Annotated in this window: 18 protein-coding genes; 5 read left to right on the plus strand and 13 right to left on the minus strand. The window is 31.5% G+C overall.

Annotated features, from left to right (window positions below; genetic code table 11):
• Positions 1-232 precede the first annotated feature (232 nt).
• From rpmF to J2Z43_RS05355, 3 genes are all read right to left on the minus strand, one after another.
• The gene (gene rpmF, locus J2Z43_RS05345) at positions 233-409 is read right to left on the minus strand and encodes a 50S ribosomal protein L32 (protein ID WP_024620715.1); all 177 of its coding nucleotides are present in this window, start codon (positions 407-409) and stop codon (positions 233-235) included.
• Between the two features lie 13 nt (positions 410-422).
• Entirely contained in the window at positions 423-953 is a 531-nt protein-coding gene (locus J2Z43_RS05350) for a YceD family protein (RefSeq protein WP_209456180.1), read from the minus strand.
• A gap of 165 nt (positions 954-1,118) precedes the next feature.
• Complete coding sequence (locus J2Z43_RS05355; RefSeq protein WP_209456181.1) at positions 1,119-2,315, minus strand: acetate/propionate family kinase; 1,197 nt, start codon at positions 2,313-2,315, stop codon at positions 1,119-1,121.
• Positions 2,316-2,694: 379 nt separating this feature from the next.
• Between J2Z43_RS05355 and J2Z43_RS05360 the strand changes: the two genes are divergently transcribed.
• The 3 genes from J2Z43_RS05360 to J2Z43_RS05370 all read left to right on the plus strand — a co-directional run bounded on the left by J2Z43_RS05360 (position 2,695) and on the right by J2Z43_RS05370 (position 6,090).
• Positions 2,695-4,134, plus strand: coding sequence for a nucleotidyltransferase (locus J2Z43_RS05360; protein WP_209456182.1), 1,440 nt, complete (start codon positions 2,695-2,697; stop codon positions 4,132-4,134).
• 81 nt (positions 4,135-4,215) lie between these two features.
• A complete protein-coding gene (ylbJ, locus tag J2Z43_RS05365) occupies positions 4,216-5,439 on the plus strand; it encodes a sporulation integral membrane protein YlbJ (protein ID WP_209456183.1) in 1,224 nt (407 codons plus the stop codon).
• 84 nt (positions 5,440-5,523) lie between these two features.
• A complete protein-coding gene (locus J2Z43_RS05370; protein ID WP_209456184.1) occupies positions 5,524-6,090 on the plus strand; it encodes a tyrosine-type recombinase/integrase in 567 nt (188 codons plus the stop codon).
• Positions 6,091-6,148: 58 nt separating this feature from the next.
• Here J2Z43_RS05370 and J2Z43_RS05375 read toward each other — a convergent pair whose 3' ends face one another.
• The 6 genes from J2Z43_RS05375 to J2Z43_RS05400 form a co-directional block, all read right to left on the minus strand.
• Positions 6,149-6,673: a hypothetical protein gene (locus tag J2Z43_RS05375; protein ID WP_209456185.1), complete on the minus strand. Its 525-nt coding sequence runs from the start codon at positions 6,671-6,673 to the stop codon at positions 6,149-6,151.
• Positions 6,674-6,675: 2 nt separating this feature from the next.
• Positions 6,676-7,173 (minus strand): pantetheine-phosphate adenylyltransferase, encoded by a 498-nt coding sequence (gene coaD / locus J2Z43_RS05380; RefSeq protein WP_027701557.1) that lies wholly within the window; start codon positions 7,171-7,173, stop codon positions 6,676-6,678.
• Positions 7,166-7,729, minus strand: a complete 564-nt coding sequence (gene rsmD, locus J2Z43_RS05385; RefSeq protein WP_209456186.1) for a 16S rRNA (guanine(966)-N(2))-methyltransferase RsmD — start codon at positions 7,727-7,729, stop codon at positions 7,166-7,168. The genes coaD and rsmD overlap by 8 nt, the downstream gene beginning before the upstream one ends.
• Positions 7,730-7,789: 60 nt before the next feature.
• Positions 7,790-9,850: an ATP-dependent DNA helicase RecG gene (gene recG / locus J2Z43_RS05390; protein ID WP_327786923.1), complete on the minus strand. Its 2,061-nt coding sequence runs from the start codon at positions 9,848-9,850 to the stop codon at positions 7,790-7,792.
• A 77-nt stretch (positions 9,851-9,927) separates the two neighbouring features.
• Positions 9,928-11,565, minus strand: coding sequence for a DAK2 domain-containing protein (locus tag J2Z43_RS05395; RefSeq protein ID WP_209456188.1), 1,638 nt, complete (start codon positions 11,563-11,565; stop codon positions 9,928-9,930).
• Positions 11,566-11,583: 18 nt separating this feature from the next.
• The gene (locus tag J2Z43_RS05400; RefSeq protein ID WP_024620704.1) at positions 11,584-11,931 is read right to left on the minus strand and encodes an Asp23/Gls24 family envelope stress response protein; all 348 of its coding nucleotides are present in this window, start codon (positions 11,929-11,931) and stop codon (positions 11,584-11,586) included.
• 341 nt (positions 11,932-12,272) lie between these two features.
• Between J2Z43_RS05400 and rpmB the strand changes: the two genes are divergently transcribed.
• Positions 12,273-12,461, plus strand: a complete 189-nt coding sequence (gene rpmB / locus J2Z43_RS05405) for a 50S ribosomal protein L28 (RefSeq protein ID WP_027701553.1) — start codon at positions 12,273-12,275, stop codon at positions 12,459-12,461.
• Positions 12,462-12,631: 170 nt separating this feature from the next.
• Here the strand turns inward: rpmB and J2Z43_RS05410 are convergent, their stop codons facing one another.
• Complete coding sequence (locus tag J2Z43_RS05410; protein WP_024620702.1) at positions 12,632-12,787, minus strand: hypothetical protein; 156 nt, start codon at positions 12,785-12,787, stop codon at positions 12,632-12,634.
• A gap of 192 nt (positions 12,788-12,979) precedes the next feature.
• On the opposite strand from J2Z43_RS05410, the gene J2Z43_RS05415 reads away from it, so the two are divergent.
• Positions 12,980-13,735 (plus strand): MerR family transcriptional regulator, encoded by a 756-nt coding sequence (locus tag J2Z43_RS05415; RefSeq protein WP_209456189.1) that lies wholly within the window; start codon positions 12,980-12,982, stop codon positions 13,733-13,735.
• Between the two features lie 214 nt (positions 13,736-13,949).
• On the opposite strand, the gene J2Z43_RS05420 is transcribed toward J2Z43_RS05415, so the two are convergent.
• From J2Z43_RS05420 to rsgA, 3 genes are read right to left on the minus strand one after another with little or no spacing between them, the layout of a single operon-like run.
• Complete coding sequence (locus tag J2Z43_RS05420) at positions 13,950-14,591, minus strand: thiamine diphosphokinase (RefSeq protein WP_209456190.1); 642 nt, start codon at positions 14,589-14,591, stop codon at positions 13,950-13,952.
• Complete coding sequence (gene rpe, locus J2Z43_RS05425) at positions 14,588-15,262, minus strand: ribulose-phosphate 3-epimerase (protein WP_209456191.1); 675 nt, start codon at positions 15,260-15,262, stop codon at positions 14,588-14,590. Before rpe ends, J2Z43_RS05420 begins: the two co-directional genes overlap by 4 nt.
• 1 nt (position 15,263) lies before the next feature.
• Complete coding sequence (gene rsgA / locus J2Z43_RS05430) at positions 15,264-16,148, minus strand: ribosome small subunit-dependent GTPase A (RefSeq protein ID WP_209456192.1); 885 nt, start codon at positions 16,146-16,148, stop codon at positions 15,264-15,266.
• Positions 16,149-16,241 lie beyond the last annotated feature (93 nt).

Consider the following 16,241-nt stretch of genomic DNA (forward strand, 5'->3'; position numbering starts at 1 on the left):
TTCACACTCAAAAAAGGTTGTTTCAAAAGCGATTTAATAATCGCTCTTAAAACAACCTTTTTACAATCATAAAAATACTAAATATTTTTATTTTAAGCCTTTTCCCATAAGATTGAATCCATCAAAACTGATTGACCAATCGCTTGTACTAAACAGTCTAATTAAAAGCAATAAATTTTGCTTTAAAACACAAGCAGTCGGTCAATCAGTTTTGAGGCAACCTCTTTAAATACTATTTAGATACTACTTCTTTACCTTTATAATATCCACAATCTGGGCACACTCTGTGTGATAATTTTGGCTCATGACACTGTGGGCAACTTACGAAACTAGTTGCTTCCATTTTTGAGTTAGCTGCTCTTCTCATATCTCTTTTTGATTTAGATGTTTTACGCTTTGGTACTGCCATTTACGCCACCTCCTTAGTCATTTTTAAATAAGTCTTTTAATTTAGCAAAACGCGGGTCAATATTGCCCTCGTCATTTGTATCTCCATTGCAAGAACATTCTTTTATATTTAAATCAGCTCCGCATTTGTAACATAGGCCTTTACACTGTTCATCACAAAGAACCTTGCTCGGTAAATTAAAATCCAAGGTCTGTTCTACTATAGTTAATAGATCCATTTCAGATCCATCGTAGAAAAACGCATCGAAATCTTCGAAATCGTCTTCTACATAGTTTTCCTCTTTAACAAGGAAACCTTGTATATTGTAATTTAAAGGCACTTTAACATCTTTTAGACATCTTGAACAATTTTCAACAATAGTGAAATCAACATCAACATCTATGTATAATCCAGATTTCGACTTTGTTATCGTACCTTGAAGATTTAAAGGTGATGCTAAATTAAAAACATCTCCACGATAACTAATAGTACCAATATTTTCACTAAAATTCAAGACTGTCTTTTCAGTTTCTTTTCTGTTAAGTTTTTCAACACTGATTATCATTAAAATTCACCTCAAAACTTTACCAAACTTATTATACAAATCCAGCATTTATTTGTCAAGTATTTTTACTTGATAGATGTTTTTCGAAAAATTCAATAAACGCCAAAACATTTGTCATAATTATTATGACAAATGTTACGACTTTTTATTAATAAATTTCTATAATTATTTTACTAGTCTTAATGTATCTCTAGCTATCATTAATTCTTCATTAGTTGGAATTAATAATATCTTAACTTTTGAATCAGCTGTTGATATTACAGTTTCTTTACCTCTAACGTCATTAGCTTCTTTATCTAATTTCATTCCTAAGAATTCCATATTAGAAGCCATCTCCGCTCTTAAAGCTTTTCCGTTTTCACCAACACCAGCTGTGAATACTACTACATCTAATCCGTTCATTTCTGCTGCATATGAACCTATATATTTTTGAACTCTCTTAACATAAGTCTCTAGAGCTACTTGAGATCTTTTATCTCCTTTAGCTGCTGCATCTTCTATATCTCTAAAGTCTGCAGATACTCCTGACATTCCGTAAACTCCTGATTGTTTATTCATAAGGTTGTCTATTCCGTCAGCGTCTAAGTTTTCTTTTTTCATTAAGAATGGTATTATAGCTGGATCTATATCTCCACATCTAGTTCCCATTATTAATCCTTCAAGAGGAGTGAATCCCATTGATGTATCAACGCATTTTCCTCCGTCTATAGCTGCTATAGAAGCACCATTACCTAAGTGACAAGTTACTATTTTAAGATCTTTTCTATCTTTTCCTAGCATTTCTGCAGCTCTTTGAGATACGTAATCGTGAGAAGTTCCATGGAATCCATATCTTCTTACACCGTATTTAGTGTATAACTCATAAGGTAATCCATATAGGTATGAAGATTCTGGCATTGTTTGATGGAATGCAGTATCGAATACTCCTACCATTGGTACACCTGGAAGTATTGCTTTACAAGCATCTATTCCCATTATATTTGCTGGGTTGTGAAGTGGAGCTAAATCTATACACTCTTTAAGAGCTTCTTCTACTTCTGGAGTTATAACTACAGAAGATGCAAATTTCTCACCAGCGTGAACAACTCTATGTCCAACTGCATCTATTTCTTTCATGTCTTTAACTGCACCGTACTCTGCATCTACTACAGCGTCAAGTACAAGCTTTATAGCATCTTTATGATCTTTCATAGGTTGTTCGATAACAAGTTTATCGTCTTTACCTTGTTTTTCATGTTTAAGAATTGATCCATCTATCCCAATTCTTTCTACTAATCCTATACATAATACTTCTTCACCGTTTGTATCTATTAATTGATACTTTAGTGAAGAACTTCCGCAGTTTAATACTAATACTTTCATTTTCATCCTCCTAAATTTTATAACAGTTATGTATACAACTCTATATTTGACAAATAATTAAGTTATATTCATTAATATAGCTATTTCACTATATTATTAACGATTTTAACATAAACAATATACCACTTTTTTATATAAAAGTATATACCTTTCACGCATTATTTTCAGAATCATGCAACTATATGGCATTTTTTATACGAATAATATAAAAACATTATAACAATAATTTTATGTGTGTATAGTTTTGCTATAATAAAGATGTAATCATATTTTATCTACAAATTATAATCAATAAGTATAGTTACATTATACAAATACTTTTGGTAAAATTTATATATAATGATAGATATTTAATGATAGATCTTAGAAGGAGAATCTTATGAATATATTAGGACTTATAGTTGAATACAATCCATTTCACAATGGCCATCTGTTTCATTTAAATGAATCTAAGAAAAAAACTAATTCCACCCATACTATAGCTGTAATGAGCGGAAATTTTCTACAAAGGGGGGAACCTGCGATTTTAGATAAGCATACTCGAGCAGAAATGGCTGTCAGAGCTGGAGTAGATCTAGTTGTAGAGTTACCTACTCTTTACGCTTGTCAAAGCGCTGAGCTGTTCTCACAAGGCGCCATAACTACATTAAATTCATTGAACTGTGTAAATTCTATTTGTTTTGGTAGCGAAGTCGGGGATATAGGCATTTTATATACAATTGCCGATATTTTATCATCTGAACCTTTAGAATTTAAAACTTTTCTAAAAAGTTATCTAGACCTTGGAATGCTTTTTCCAGTTGCTAGAAGTAAAGCTCTTATAGATTATATAGGACAAATTAAATCAGATGACAACTATACGGGCGAAGAAGCTACTTATTTTTCTAAATACAACACGTTCTTAGATGATATTGATGATATTGAAAAAGTTTTAAACAATCCAAATAACATACTCGGTATAGAATACATTAAAAGACTTATAAAATTAAATAGTTCTATTAAACCCCAAACTATAAAAAGAATTCAGTCGGAATACAATTCAACAGAGATAACGGGAAATATATCATCTGCAACTGCAATAAGAAATAAATTAAAAAATAATAGTATATTTGATTCAAACAGTAACAAGAGTGCATTTGTCTCAAATAGCAACAACTTTTTTAATTCTAACAACAGAAGTACTGGCGAATCTGGCAATAGCAGCGCTGCCTATTACAAAGACAATTTAGATACATTAATCGATACAATGCCGTCTACTTCCTACAAAATACTAAAAGATAAATTAGAAGAAAATATTCCACTTATGTACGATGAAATGTTTTTTGACTCTCTAAAAACTTCCGTATTTAGAGATAAAGAGAGACTCTCTGATTTTTTCGAGGTAAATGAAGGCATTGAAAACAAAATATATACAGAAGCTTTTTCAGCAATCAATACTTATAATCTCGTTAATTCAGTTAAAAGCAAAAGGTATACCATGACTAAAGTAAAAAGGATTCTAAATAACATCCTTCTCGGCATAACAAAAGATGAAATAAAAATAGCAAAGGAAATAGATAAGATGCCTTATATTAGAATTCTAGCATTTAACAACAAGGGCCGAGAGATTATTAAAGAAATTAAAATTAACTCTGATATCAATATAATAAATAAATTCTCAAATATAGAGTTCTTATTAAATAATCCAATGTTTAAAACTCTTATCGAAAGCGATATAAAAGCTTCAAATATATACAACGCAGTATATTTTAAAAGAACCGGGAATAAATTTAAGGGCCCTTACGACTACTATGTACAACCATTTTATCTAAATGAGTAATTTACTTATTCATAAAAATAACGCCTTACTAATATACATTCTGTATAGAAATAAAATATTATAATTAGGTGATTTATGTATATGAATAATAAAAAAATCTTTGTATTCTTGGCCCCAGCTTTAGTTGTTTTAATACTCATAATTGGAATTGTGATATTTCCTGTTGAAGCTATATCTGCTGCCAAAGAAGGAATTGACATATGGATCGATATATTAGTTCCTTCCCTCCTTCCTTTTATAGTAGGGGCAAGCTTGATTGTAGATTTAAAAGTTATAGATATTATAGGTTTTATTATAAATCCTATAACAAAATTCGTATTTAACGTATCCGGAAAAGGCGCTTTAGTCTTTGCAATTTCAACTATATCTGGGTACCCAGTCGGAGCGAAACTAGCTTCTGAACTTAGAATTAAAGATCAAATATCACAAACTGAGGCTCAAAGGCTGGTATCCTTTTGCTCTACTTCTGGGCCTTTATTTATCATCGGATCTGTAGGAACTGGAATGTTTAAAGATTCTGCTCTAGGTTATTTAATGATTATTTGCCACTACCTAGGCACAATTACGGTCGGACTTCTATTTAGAAACTATGGATGGGAATCTCTTCCTGAAAATAAAAAATCTTTAAAAGCAAATATCAAAAATGTTGTAGAAACTAAATATTCTAATAGCAATTTCTTCGTTATGTTTGGAAATGCAGTTTATAACGGAGTAAATACGCTACTCACAATAGGAGGATTTGTAATTATATTTTCTGTAGTATTTAGAGTTTTGACTCTATTCAATATAATACATATTATTTCATTTATAATACATATCCCTCTATCTGTGTTCGGCATTACCGAAGAACTCTGCAACGCATTTATAAGCGGTATATTTGAAATAACGATCGGGTGTAACAAGATCTCACAGGTTATGGGTAGCTCTGAACAAATTAAGGCTACACTTGCCAGCTTTTTAATAGGATTTAGTGGACTTTCAATACTATCACAATGCTGTACTTTCCTCGCTAAAACAGATATCAATATAAGGCTCTACATATCGAGTAAACTATTGCACGGACTATTTGCCGCAGTATTTTTATTTTTACTATACCCTATTTTTAAAACTTCAGTAGTTACGTCAACTTTTAATCTGTCAAACAACATAATATTCGACAATGTCTTATGGGTATCCTACATGAACTACTACAAAATCATTATTTACATAACAATTTCGACTTATCTAGTATCTGCTACATTAAAGATGAACAAATTTAGATACTTTTCTAAATATTTTTGCAAAAAGTTTAATAAAATTAACTAATTAGATGTTAAATATAGTATAATTAATCTTATCAGAGGATCATTATATATACATAGATTATCAAACTGATTGGAGTGATTAATTATGTTAACAAGGGCTGTCGAAATTGATGAATACAGGAAAATAATGAAACTATTACACAAGGGGTTTAAATATCTTGAAAATGGCCAAGAAAAGATTTTCAGAAAAAACGAAAGAATTGCATTGGCTCTGATGCTTGAAGCAAATTTAGGTCTTAAAATAACGGATATCCTTAAACTTAAGGTCTCAAATTTTAAAGGCAATACTTTAGAAACAGAAAATAAAAAAACTGGCCAACTTCAAAGTCGACCTATAAACAAAAATATAGTTGAAGTAGTTCAAGAATACGTAGATTACAGAACTCTTCTAGAAGATGATTACTTGATTGACATAAGAGTTAAAACTATACAAAAACAGCTAAGAATCATATGTAATTATCTGGGACTACAAAATATCAGTACAAATAGTTTTAGAAAGTTATTTGCAATTACTCAATTCAAAAACAACAATTACAACCTTGAAATAGTAAAAGAGTTATTAAATCACAGCTCTATAGAAACTACTCAAAAATATATCGGCGCTTCAAAACAACCTGTGGATGAAGCATATGAAAATTTCTTTATTGAATAACCTGTATATGATATCTAAAAAAGACTTAGAAGTTAACAATCTTCTAAGTCTTTTAAATTTACTTTTTTGGTTTTAATTCTTTTCTATTTTCCGCTATTTCTTCTAATATATTCTTTAAATTGTACTCTACACTAGAAAGTACATCTTCTGCGTACTCAATAGCTCCTACTCTAATTTCATGTGCGACGTTTTCAGATTTTTCTACAAGATCTCTAGCTTGTACTTCAGCTTTTTTCATAGGCTCACTAGACTCTACATAAGCTTTAACAGCTTCTTCAGAATTCTTCTTCATGCTCTCTACTTCATCTGTATAATCTCTTCTAATTCTTTCAGCTTCCTTATTCGCTTGTTCAACTATGTTTGACGCCTCTTGTTTAGCTTCACTTATAAGTTTATGTCTCTCTTTATTGATCCATACAGCTTGATTGATTTCTTCTGGAATTAAGGTCTTTATATCGTTTACCACAGCCATAATTTCTTCTCTATCTACAGTACATTTTTGAGAAAAAGGAAGAGTTGAAGCGTTTTTAACTATCCCCTCTAATTCTGCAAATAAATCTAATAATTCTAAATCTATCTTCATAACTAATCCCCCTTTTGGTTCTTTTTCTTTAATTCTTTTAAAACAATCTCTGGAACCAAGTTTTTGATGTCTGCATCAAATATCAATACTTCTTTTATAAGGGAAGAACTTATGAAAGAATAATTGGTACTACTTGGTAACATTATAGTTTCTATGTTAGGACTTAGCTCTTTGTTCATTCTAGCCATTTGAAGTTCATATTCTACATCAGTTCCAGTCCTAATCCCTCTAACTAAGGTATCTACTCCATTTTCTTCACAGTACTTTACAAGAAGTCCATTAAAAGAAACAACCTTTACATTATCTAAATGCCCAATACACGAATCGATTAAATTTACTCTCTCATCAAATGTAAATAGACCTTGTTTATTTGGATTATTTAGAACTCCTATCTGAAGTTCATCAAATATATGAGCCGCTCTATTGATTATATCTAAATGTCCATTTGTTATTGGATCAAAACTACCAGCAAACATCGCTTTCCTTACTTGCTTATTCATTTTTATCCTCCAATTTATAAAAAGTTAGTGTAGTGTTTCCATATTTTTTATCTCTGTGTTTTTTTAATCTTCCCAAAGTATCGGGAAATTTATCAACGCTGTCGTGCTCAACTACTATTATTGAATCCTCATTTATTAAATCAAAGCTATCAATCTTTTTTATCGCCTCTATAAACATATTTTCGTAATATGGAGGATCTAAAAATACTATATCAAACTTTCTATTTTTTAGTTTTAGTGAGTTTAGAGCATTATTAAATTCATAATTTAGAACCTGGCTTTCACTTACAAAGTTTGCCTTTTTTATGTTTGAATTCAAGACCTTAATACTCTCTTTGCTAGAATCGACAAATACACATTTTTTTGCCCCTCTTGAAAGGCATTCAAGTCCAAGTGAACCTGTGCCTGCAAATAGGTCTAAAACCTCGCTATCGAGTACATACGGATTTATAATGTTAAATAAAGATTCTTTTATTCTATCCGTTGTAGGGCGTATATCGTTATTCTTCGGAGCATTGAGTTTTAGTCCTCTTGCTCTACCAGAAATTATCCTCATCTTTTGTTCTCCTTCTTATTACAAAATTCAGCTCAAAATATATTTTAACATAAATTTTGATTAATTAAGAGCTACTTCTTCTAATATATCTTTAAATTTCTCTAAAATTTCTTTTTTTAGTAACTTATTCTCTCTATGTTGAAGTTTTCTATCTTCTCCAAGCATATATCTAGCTTCTTTTTGAGCTAGTTTTAATATCTTCATATGTTGAAATAGATTTGCAACTTTTAATTCAGGTAAGCCGTGCTGTCTAGTCCCAAAGAACTCACCAGGTCCTCTGATTTCTAAGTCCTTTTCAGAAATCTTAAATCCATCATTGGTCTCTTCCATTATAGCCATTCTCTGTCTACAAATTTCATTTTTTGACTTGTAAATCAGTATACAATAAGACTTATGACTTCCCCTACCCACTCGACCTCTAAGCTGGTGAAGCTGAGCTAGTCCAAATCTTTCTGCATTTTCTATTATCATCAGAGTAGCATTTGGTACATTCACTCCAACTTCTATAACAGTTGTGGATACAAGTATATCTATTTTACCTTCTTTAAAATCACTCATTACACTATCTTTTTCACTTGCCTTCATCTTTCCATGAATAAGACCCAATCTTAAATCATCAAAGTAGTTTATCCTCAAATCTTCTACTAGTTCAACCGCAGACTGAGCTTCAATAGCTTCACTCTCTTCCACAAGCGGGCAAACTATATACACCTGTCTGCCCTTCATTACCTCTTCTCTTACCAATGTATTGTACGCAGAATCTCTTTTTTTCTGTTCTATTGCAATAGTCTCAATAGGTTTTCTTCCGGGAGGCAATTCATCTATAATAGATATATCCAAATCCCCGTAAAGAATAAGAGCCAATGTTCTTGGAATTGGAGTCGCAGTCATAACTAGTATATCTGGATTGTCTCCCTTTTGAGACAATTTGCCTCTCTGCATTACTCCAAAGCGGTGTTGCTCATCAGTTACAACTAATCCAATATTATCGAATTCCACCTTATCTTCAATCAAAGCATGAGTACCTATTAATATATCTATTTCTTTATTTTTTACTCTTTCAAGTATATTCTCTTTTTGCTTCTTAGTTAAACTTCCAACTAGAAGTTCACTTGTAATACCAAAGCCTCCTAACACCTCGTTAAACGATTCATAGTGCTGATGTGCTAGGATCTCTGTAGGAGCCATTATTGCACCTTGAAAACCGTTTAGAACGCAGTTGGCAAGTGCTAACATAGCTACTATAGTTTTACCGCTACCGACATCCCCTTGCACCAATCTGTTCATTACTTTATTTGACTCCATATCTTCAATTATCTCATTTAGAGAATTCGATTGTGCCTTGGTAAGTTTAAATGCCAATGAATCCAGAATTTTCTCGAGACCTTCGTCTCTTTTAAACTCAATTCCCTTTGACTCACTTCTACCGCTTTTAAACATAAACAAACCTAGCTGGAGGATTAAAAGTTCTTCAAAAATAATTCTATATAGAGCTACTTTTAAATTTTCTTTACTGGCAGGTGCATGTATATTTTTTATAGCGTATTTGATATCGCACAGATTGTACTTATCTATTATAGCTTTTGGCATGTATTCCTCTATCTCAATTTCCTCTGATTCTATAGCTGTCTTCACCATATTCATTACATCTTTATTTGTAACACCATATGTAAGAGGATACACTGGCATAAGTCTTCCAGTCTGTTTTGGAGCATTTGTAAGGTATTCTATTTCACAGGAATTCAATTCGATCCTATCATTTCTTATTTTCACTTTTCCAAATACTAAGATACTGTCCCCTGATTTATATGTATTTTTAATGTATCCTCTATTAAAAAAAGATAGTCTAGCATGTCCTGTTTCATCTTTTACATTTATATTGGTTATCGTCATACCCTTTCTCGGGCTAAAAGTATTTACGTTTGTAATAATCGCTTTTATTGTTACTTTTTCATCATCTTCTAACTGAGCAATTTTTTTGATGTTGTTTCTATCTTCAAAGGTTCTCGGAAAATAATATAGTAAATCCTTAAGAGTGAATACTCCTAGTTTTGCAAGTTTTGTAGCTCTCTGTGGACCGATACCTTTGATATATTGCACATCTTTATTTAAATTATTCACACTATCACCTACTATACAAAAGTCCTGTATAATCCTACTTAAAAAAGTAATCTGATTATACAGGACTATTAATATCATTATTCAACTGAAATTAAATAGTAATAAAGAGGTTGTCCTCCATAATATAGTTCAATATCAATATCTTCGTATTTAGCTTCTAGTATATTTCCTAAATCAGAAGCTTGACTTTCTGTAACATCTTCTCCATAGAATAAAGTTATAATTGCAGTGTCTTCATTAACTAGGTCTTCTACCAATCTCACAGTAGTCTCTTCTACATCTTCGCCTGCTGCAAGTAAATTTCCTTCTGCTATACCTATTATATTGCCTTCTTTAACGTCAATCTCATTCATAACTGTATCTCTTACAGCGAATGTAACTTGGCCTGATTTAACAGACTTAAGTGCTTCTAACATAGCTTCTTCATTTTCCTCTGCACTTGCTTCTCCGTTAAAGCTTACTAAAGCAGAGAAACCTTGTGGAGTGTTTTTAGTAGGAAGTACTATTATGTTTTTGTCACTCAACTCTTTTGCTTGATTAGCAGCCATAATTATATTTCCATTGTTTGGAAGTATAAAAATATTTTTGGCACTTATTTTATCTATAGCCTTCATAAAATCTTCCGTAGAAGGGTTCATCGTTTGACCGCCTTCAATAACATGATCCACGCCGAAGTCTTTAAATATCTTTGCAAGACCTTCACCCATAGATGTAGCTATAAATCCGAAGTCTCTCTCTTCTACTGTAGCACTTACTTGTTCTGATTCTTTACCTATCTCTAATAAAGTGTTTTCATGTTGTAGTTTCATGTTTTCTATCTTTGTAGTAATAAGTTGACCGTATTGAAGAGCTTCTTGTAGTACACTTCCTGGATCATTAGTGTGGACATGTACTTTTATAACTCCGTCATCGCCAACTACAGCTAAACTATCTCCGTAGTTTAACATTATATCTCTAATTGTCGTGTCTTCTACTTTATCGCTCTCTAGTATAAATTCTGTACAGTACTGGAACTTTATATCTTCACTCGATATATTTGCATTATGTAGTACTGGTACACTTGAAACTGAGCTTGCTGATCTATCATTTTTAACTATTGAATTTCCAAGTAAAGTCTCGTACATTCCTTCGTATATACATACTAGACCTTTTCCTCCAGAATCTACAACTCCAGCATCTTTTAGATTTTTTAGAAGGTCTGGAGTTCTCTTTAGAGATGCGTTTGATTCTTTAACAAGTAGAGACATAAATCTAACTATGTCCTTTTCTCTAGCTGCTAACTTTACAGCATAATCTCCACTCTCTCGTACTACTGTGAGAATTGTTCCTTCTATTGGTTTGATTACTGCCTTGTATGCAGTATCTGAACCATTTTTAAATGCCTTTGCTAAATCTTGTGTAGAAAGTTTTTCTTTTCCTTCTATTGATTTAGCTATACCTCTTATTATCTGAGATAGAATTACCCCAGAGTTTCCTCTAGCTCCCATAAGAGAACCTTTAGAAAGAGCCTTCCCTATATCTGTAATATCATCATTTTCTACTTTAGACAGTTCTTGCATGGCATAAGATATTGTAAGAGACATATTAGTACCTGTATCACCATCTGGAACTGGGAAAACATTCAGCTTGTCAACTAAATCCTTGTGATTTTGAAGATTGTTTGCACCTGATACAAACATCTCTCTAAGCTTTTTTCCATCTATATATTGAATCATATTCTTCCTCCCGCGAAATTACTTAACTCTGATACCTTGTACATTAATATCTATTCTGCCCACTTTTAAGCTAGTCATAGTTTCAACAACATACTTAACTCTCTCAATTATGTTGTTGGCAACTGTAGATATATTTGTACCGTATTGTATTATAACATAAAGCTCTATTGCAATGGTATCTTCTTCTAATTCCTCTACTCTTACACCTTTAGTAGCATTCTCGCCTTTTAAAAGTTCTACTATCCCTTTAGATTTAAAAGCCAGCCCAACAAGACCGTAGCTCTCCATAGCCGCTCTATAAGCTATTTGTGCAATCACTTGATTATCTATTCTTATATATCCATATTGGTTAGTTATAGCATTCATACTTTAACCCCCTTAAATTTTTATTATATTCTTTATTCTTTCTAATTGTATTATAAAATATAATCATATCATACTATAAATAAAGAATAATTTAAACCTTCTCTTCTCGTTTAAACGCGTTTAGCTAAAATGTAGCAAATAATTTAAATATTTATTAAATTTTTTACGCCAAACGTATTTACTTTAAAAGAAAATATATATATAATTTTATATGATAATTGGAATTTCTTCAATATATGTTAAGTAAATATATATATTTCTATTGAAAGTCTTTGATATTTATGATAATATAAATATGTTTTTAGTCTCTAAATAGTTATCATTTAAGGAGGTGTACAGAAATGGCAAAAATATGTAGTGTATGTGGAAAAGGTAGAGTATCAGGAAACCAAGTAACACATTCAAATAAACACAATAAAAGAACATGGTCAGCTAACTTAAGAAATGTAAGAGCTCTAATAGATGGAACTCCTAGAAGAGTAAAAGTTTGTACTAGATGTCTACGTTCTGGTAAAGTTGAAAGAGCATAAGTCAAATTTGACTTATACTATAAAAGCCTACTTCCGAAAGTAGGCTTTTTTACTTTTTATTTTCTTTTAAATTTTCTCATAAATCTAAGTATTATATTAGATATCCATCTCGGCAATCTAATTGTAACTATTTTCACCGACAATCACCCCAGACTATATAGTAAAATCACTTAACAAAAAAATAATAGCGCTCCACATCCAATAAGTATCAATGCAGTAAGTGTGGACCAAATCCAACCAGGTAGTATTATTGATAAAATTGTAGCTACACCTATAGATAAACAAAGCATACCTATTAAAACTTTAGATTTGTTGTTGTTTCTCATAGCACACCTCCACATATCCTTAGTACATAAACCTTTCTATATATTAAACTTATTCAAATTCAATTCTCTTTATACCATAATGAAAAATTTTTAAAAATATTTTTTAACTCTTGACTCTTACCTTACGTAAAGGTGTATATTAAAAATTAACATCGGTAAACAATATACAACAATTAGAAAAGAGGTGCTTTAATGGAGTACACAGTAAACAAATTATCTAAATTAGCCAGCATTAGTTCAAGAACTTTAAGATTTTACGATGAAATTGATCTATTAAAACCAAGTAGAGTTAATTCTTCAGGGTACAGAATATATGGAGAGCAAGAAGTAAATAAACTTCAACAAATTCTCTTTTACAGGGAACTTGGGCTAAAATTAGATAGTATTAAACACATTGTAAACTCAAATAAGTTTGACGAATTAGGTGCACTTAAAGATCACCATAAAAATCTAATAGAGAAAAAACAACAGATAGAACTGCTACTTGCCAATGTTGAAAAAACTATAAAATTAAAAGAAGGTAAATTAAAAATGAGTGATAAAGAAAAATTTGAAGGCTTTAAAGATAAGCTTATTAGCGAAAACGATAAAAAGTACGGCGATGAAATAAGAGAAAAGTACGGTAAGGAAAGCGTAGATGAGTCGTATAAAAAGTTTAAAGGCATGTCAGAAGATGATTACCGAGCTATGGAGGAAATGAGTAAAGAAATTCTTGAAAAACTCAATGAAGCTTATAAAATTGGAGATCCTAAATCTGCTTTGGCACATGAAGTTGCAGATTTACACAGAAGTTGGTTAGGTTTCACTTGGAGTAGCTATTCTAAAGAAGCTCATAGGGGCTTAGCGCAGATGTATGTGGATGACGAGAGATTTACCGCATATTATGATAGAGATCAACCTGGGCTCGCTGAGTTCCTTAGAGACGCTATCTATGCTTATACTGAATAAATTTTGATTTTTGGTTGTTGTTTTGGCTTCGGAAGGGATAACAATTAATATAAGATCTTTTCTCTAACTCACCTAATTTCAAATAATATAAGTAACCTTATCTAAGCAATTATCTACTATTGTTCAATTATATAAAAGATCACTTAAATGTCCTTTTTAACTTAAACATTCGAGTGATCTAATAATCAATTTTTATTTCGTAAAATTTTTAAAACTATTTATTTCTAATTACCAATAAGCATCCTTTTTCAACCTTAATTCTACAGGTATCCTTTAACATAACATTTGATATCCCAATAGGCTTTGAGTACTTCATATAATACCTATCAAGGGGATATTCCAAGTCTAGTAGTGTAACGCCCTCAGCATCGCCCTTAGCAGCTACTACAGAGATTGTATCGCCTTTGTTCCCATGTAATACCATCTCACTATCTTCTATTAAGTATACGTCTTCCTTAGTCGATAAAATTCTAGAATAAATTTCCTCTTCTTTTGTATAGTATAGCAACTTAACATTTGCTAATGTATGATCTATTCGTCCTCCAAGAGCACCATAAAAATCTACTTGATCCGCTCCAAGGGTCTTGGCTAAGTAAATACATAACTCCGTGTCTGTTTCATCCTTCTTAGCTGGAAACTTCTTAAATGATACTCCTGCCTCTTTATAATAATCAATTCTATCTGGGTCGATTGAATCCAAATCTCCAAGTATATAGTCTGGATTTATATCCATTTCATAAGCGTGATTAGCCCCACCATCAGAGCAAATAATACAATTGTATTTTTCATCCAACATAATTTTTTTGATATTTTTATAATCATCTATTTCTCCGTTAAGTATTATACCTATTTTCATACTTGTTTCGCCTGACTTTTTGCAGCATTTTCTCTCAATGATATAACAGCGCCTTCAATACTGTCACTGTTAAATATTGCTGATCCCGCAACTATTATATTTGCACCAGCAGCTACTACATCTCCAATATTTGAACTTTTAACTCCACCGTCAACTTCTATATCTGCATTAAGACCTTTTTCATCGATTATTCTCTTTACTTCTTTAATTTTATCCAGTACACACGGTATAAATGATTGACCTCCGAATCCAGGGTTAACAGACATTAAAAGAACCATATCTACATCTTCTAGTACATGTTTGATGCTCTCCACTGGTGTAGCTGGATTCAACGATACTCCTGCCTTGATTCCATAAGATTTTATATTTTGTATCGTTCTGTGAAGATGTACACAAGTCTCTTGATGAACTGTTATAATATCGCATCCTGCATCCACAAAATCCTTTATATACATATCTGGATTTTCGATCATAAGGTGTGCGTCAAATACCATATCTACATCTTTTCTTAAACTCTTTACTATTGCTGGTCCCAAAGTTATATTTGGTACAAAATGACCATCCATTACATCTATGTGTAAGTACTCACAACCTGCAGTTTCAACCTTTTTTACATCCTCAAGTAATCTTGCGAAATCAGCCGATAATATCGACGGTGCTAACTTCATCATATTAATACCTCCTACTGTTGAATTCTCTAATTTCACCTAAAAGCTGCAAATAGCTGTCGTATCTTTCTTTAGATATATCTCCATTCTCTACAGCTTCTTTTACTCCACATTTCGGTTCATTTTCGTGTATACATTTATTTCCAAATTTACAATTTCCGTAATCTCCAAACTCAATAAAGTAATCTTTTAATTCATCTTCCTCTATATCGTCTACAGAAAGAGAACTAAATCCCGGCGTATCTGCAACCATTCCGCCGAATTCAAGTTTAAATAGCTCAGCATGTCTTGTAGTATGCTTTCCTCTTTTTATCTTATTGCTTACTTCTCCTGTTTGAAGTTTAAAATCTTCATCTATTTCATTTAGCAAACTCGACTTACCAACTCCAGATGGGCCAGCAAAAACAGTTATACTATCCTTCAACTCATCTTTTACTTTATCTACATTTAAATTGTCCACATTGCTTACAGGTATTACATTGTATCCACATCTTTCATAAACATTTTTAATACTTTTTAAAGATTTTTCTGAATCCAAATCTATCTTTGTAAATACAATTACAGTTTCCAATCCTTCTCTCTCAGAAAGAACCAAAAATCTATCTAAAAGGGATAAATTTAAGTTTGGGTTTTTTATTGCAAATACAATTAGTGCCTTATCTACGTTTGCTATAGGAGGTCTTATAAGTTCAGAATCTCTGTCCTCAATCTCTTCCACTATTCCTTTTTTCTCCACTTCATCTAGTATATTTATCTTTACTCTATCGCCAACTAGTGGTGTGATTTTATCTTTTCTAAGTATTCCCCTAGCTTTGCATTCGTAAAGTCCATTTTCTGTATCTACGTAATAAAAACTACTTATTCCTTTCACAATTTGTCCCTTTAACATTAAATACCTCCTCTTTTTATAGTTTCGTTTTTATATAAAGTATTATTTACCAAAATAATACTTTTCTCTATCTTATCTATAATTTTAATATAT

Source organism: Metaclostridioides mangenotii, assembly GCF_017873185.1.
Classification (GTDB): domain Bacteria; phylum Bacillota; class Clostridia; order Peptostreptococcales; family Peptostreptococcaceae; genus Metaclostridioides; species Metaclostridioides mangenotii.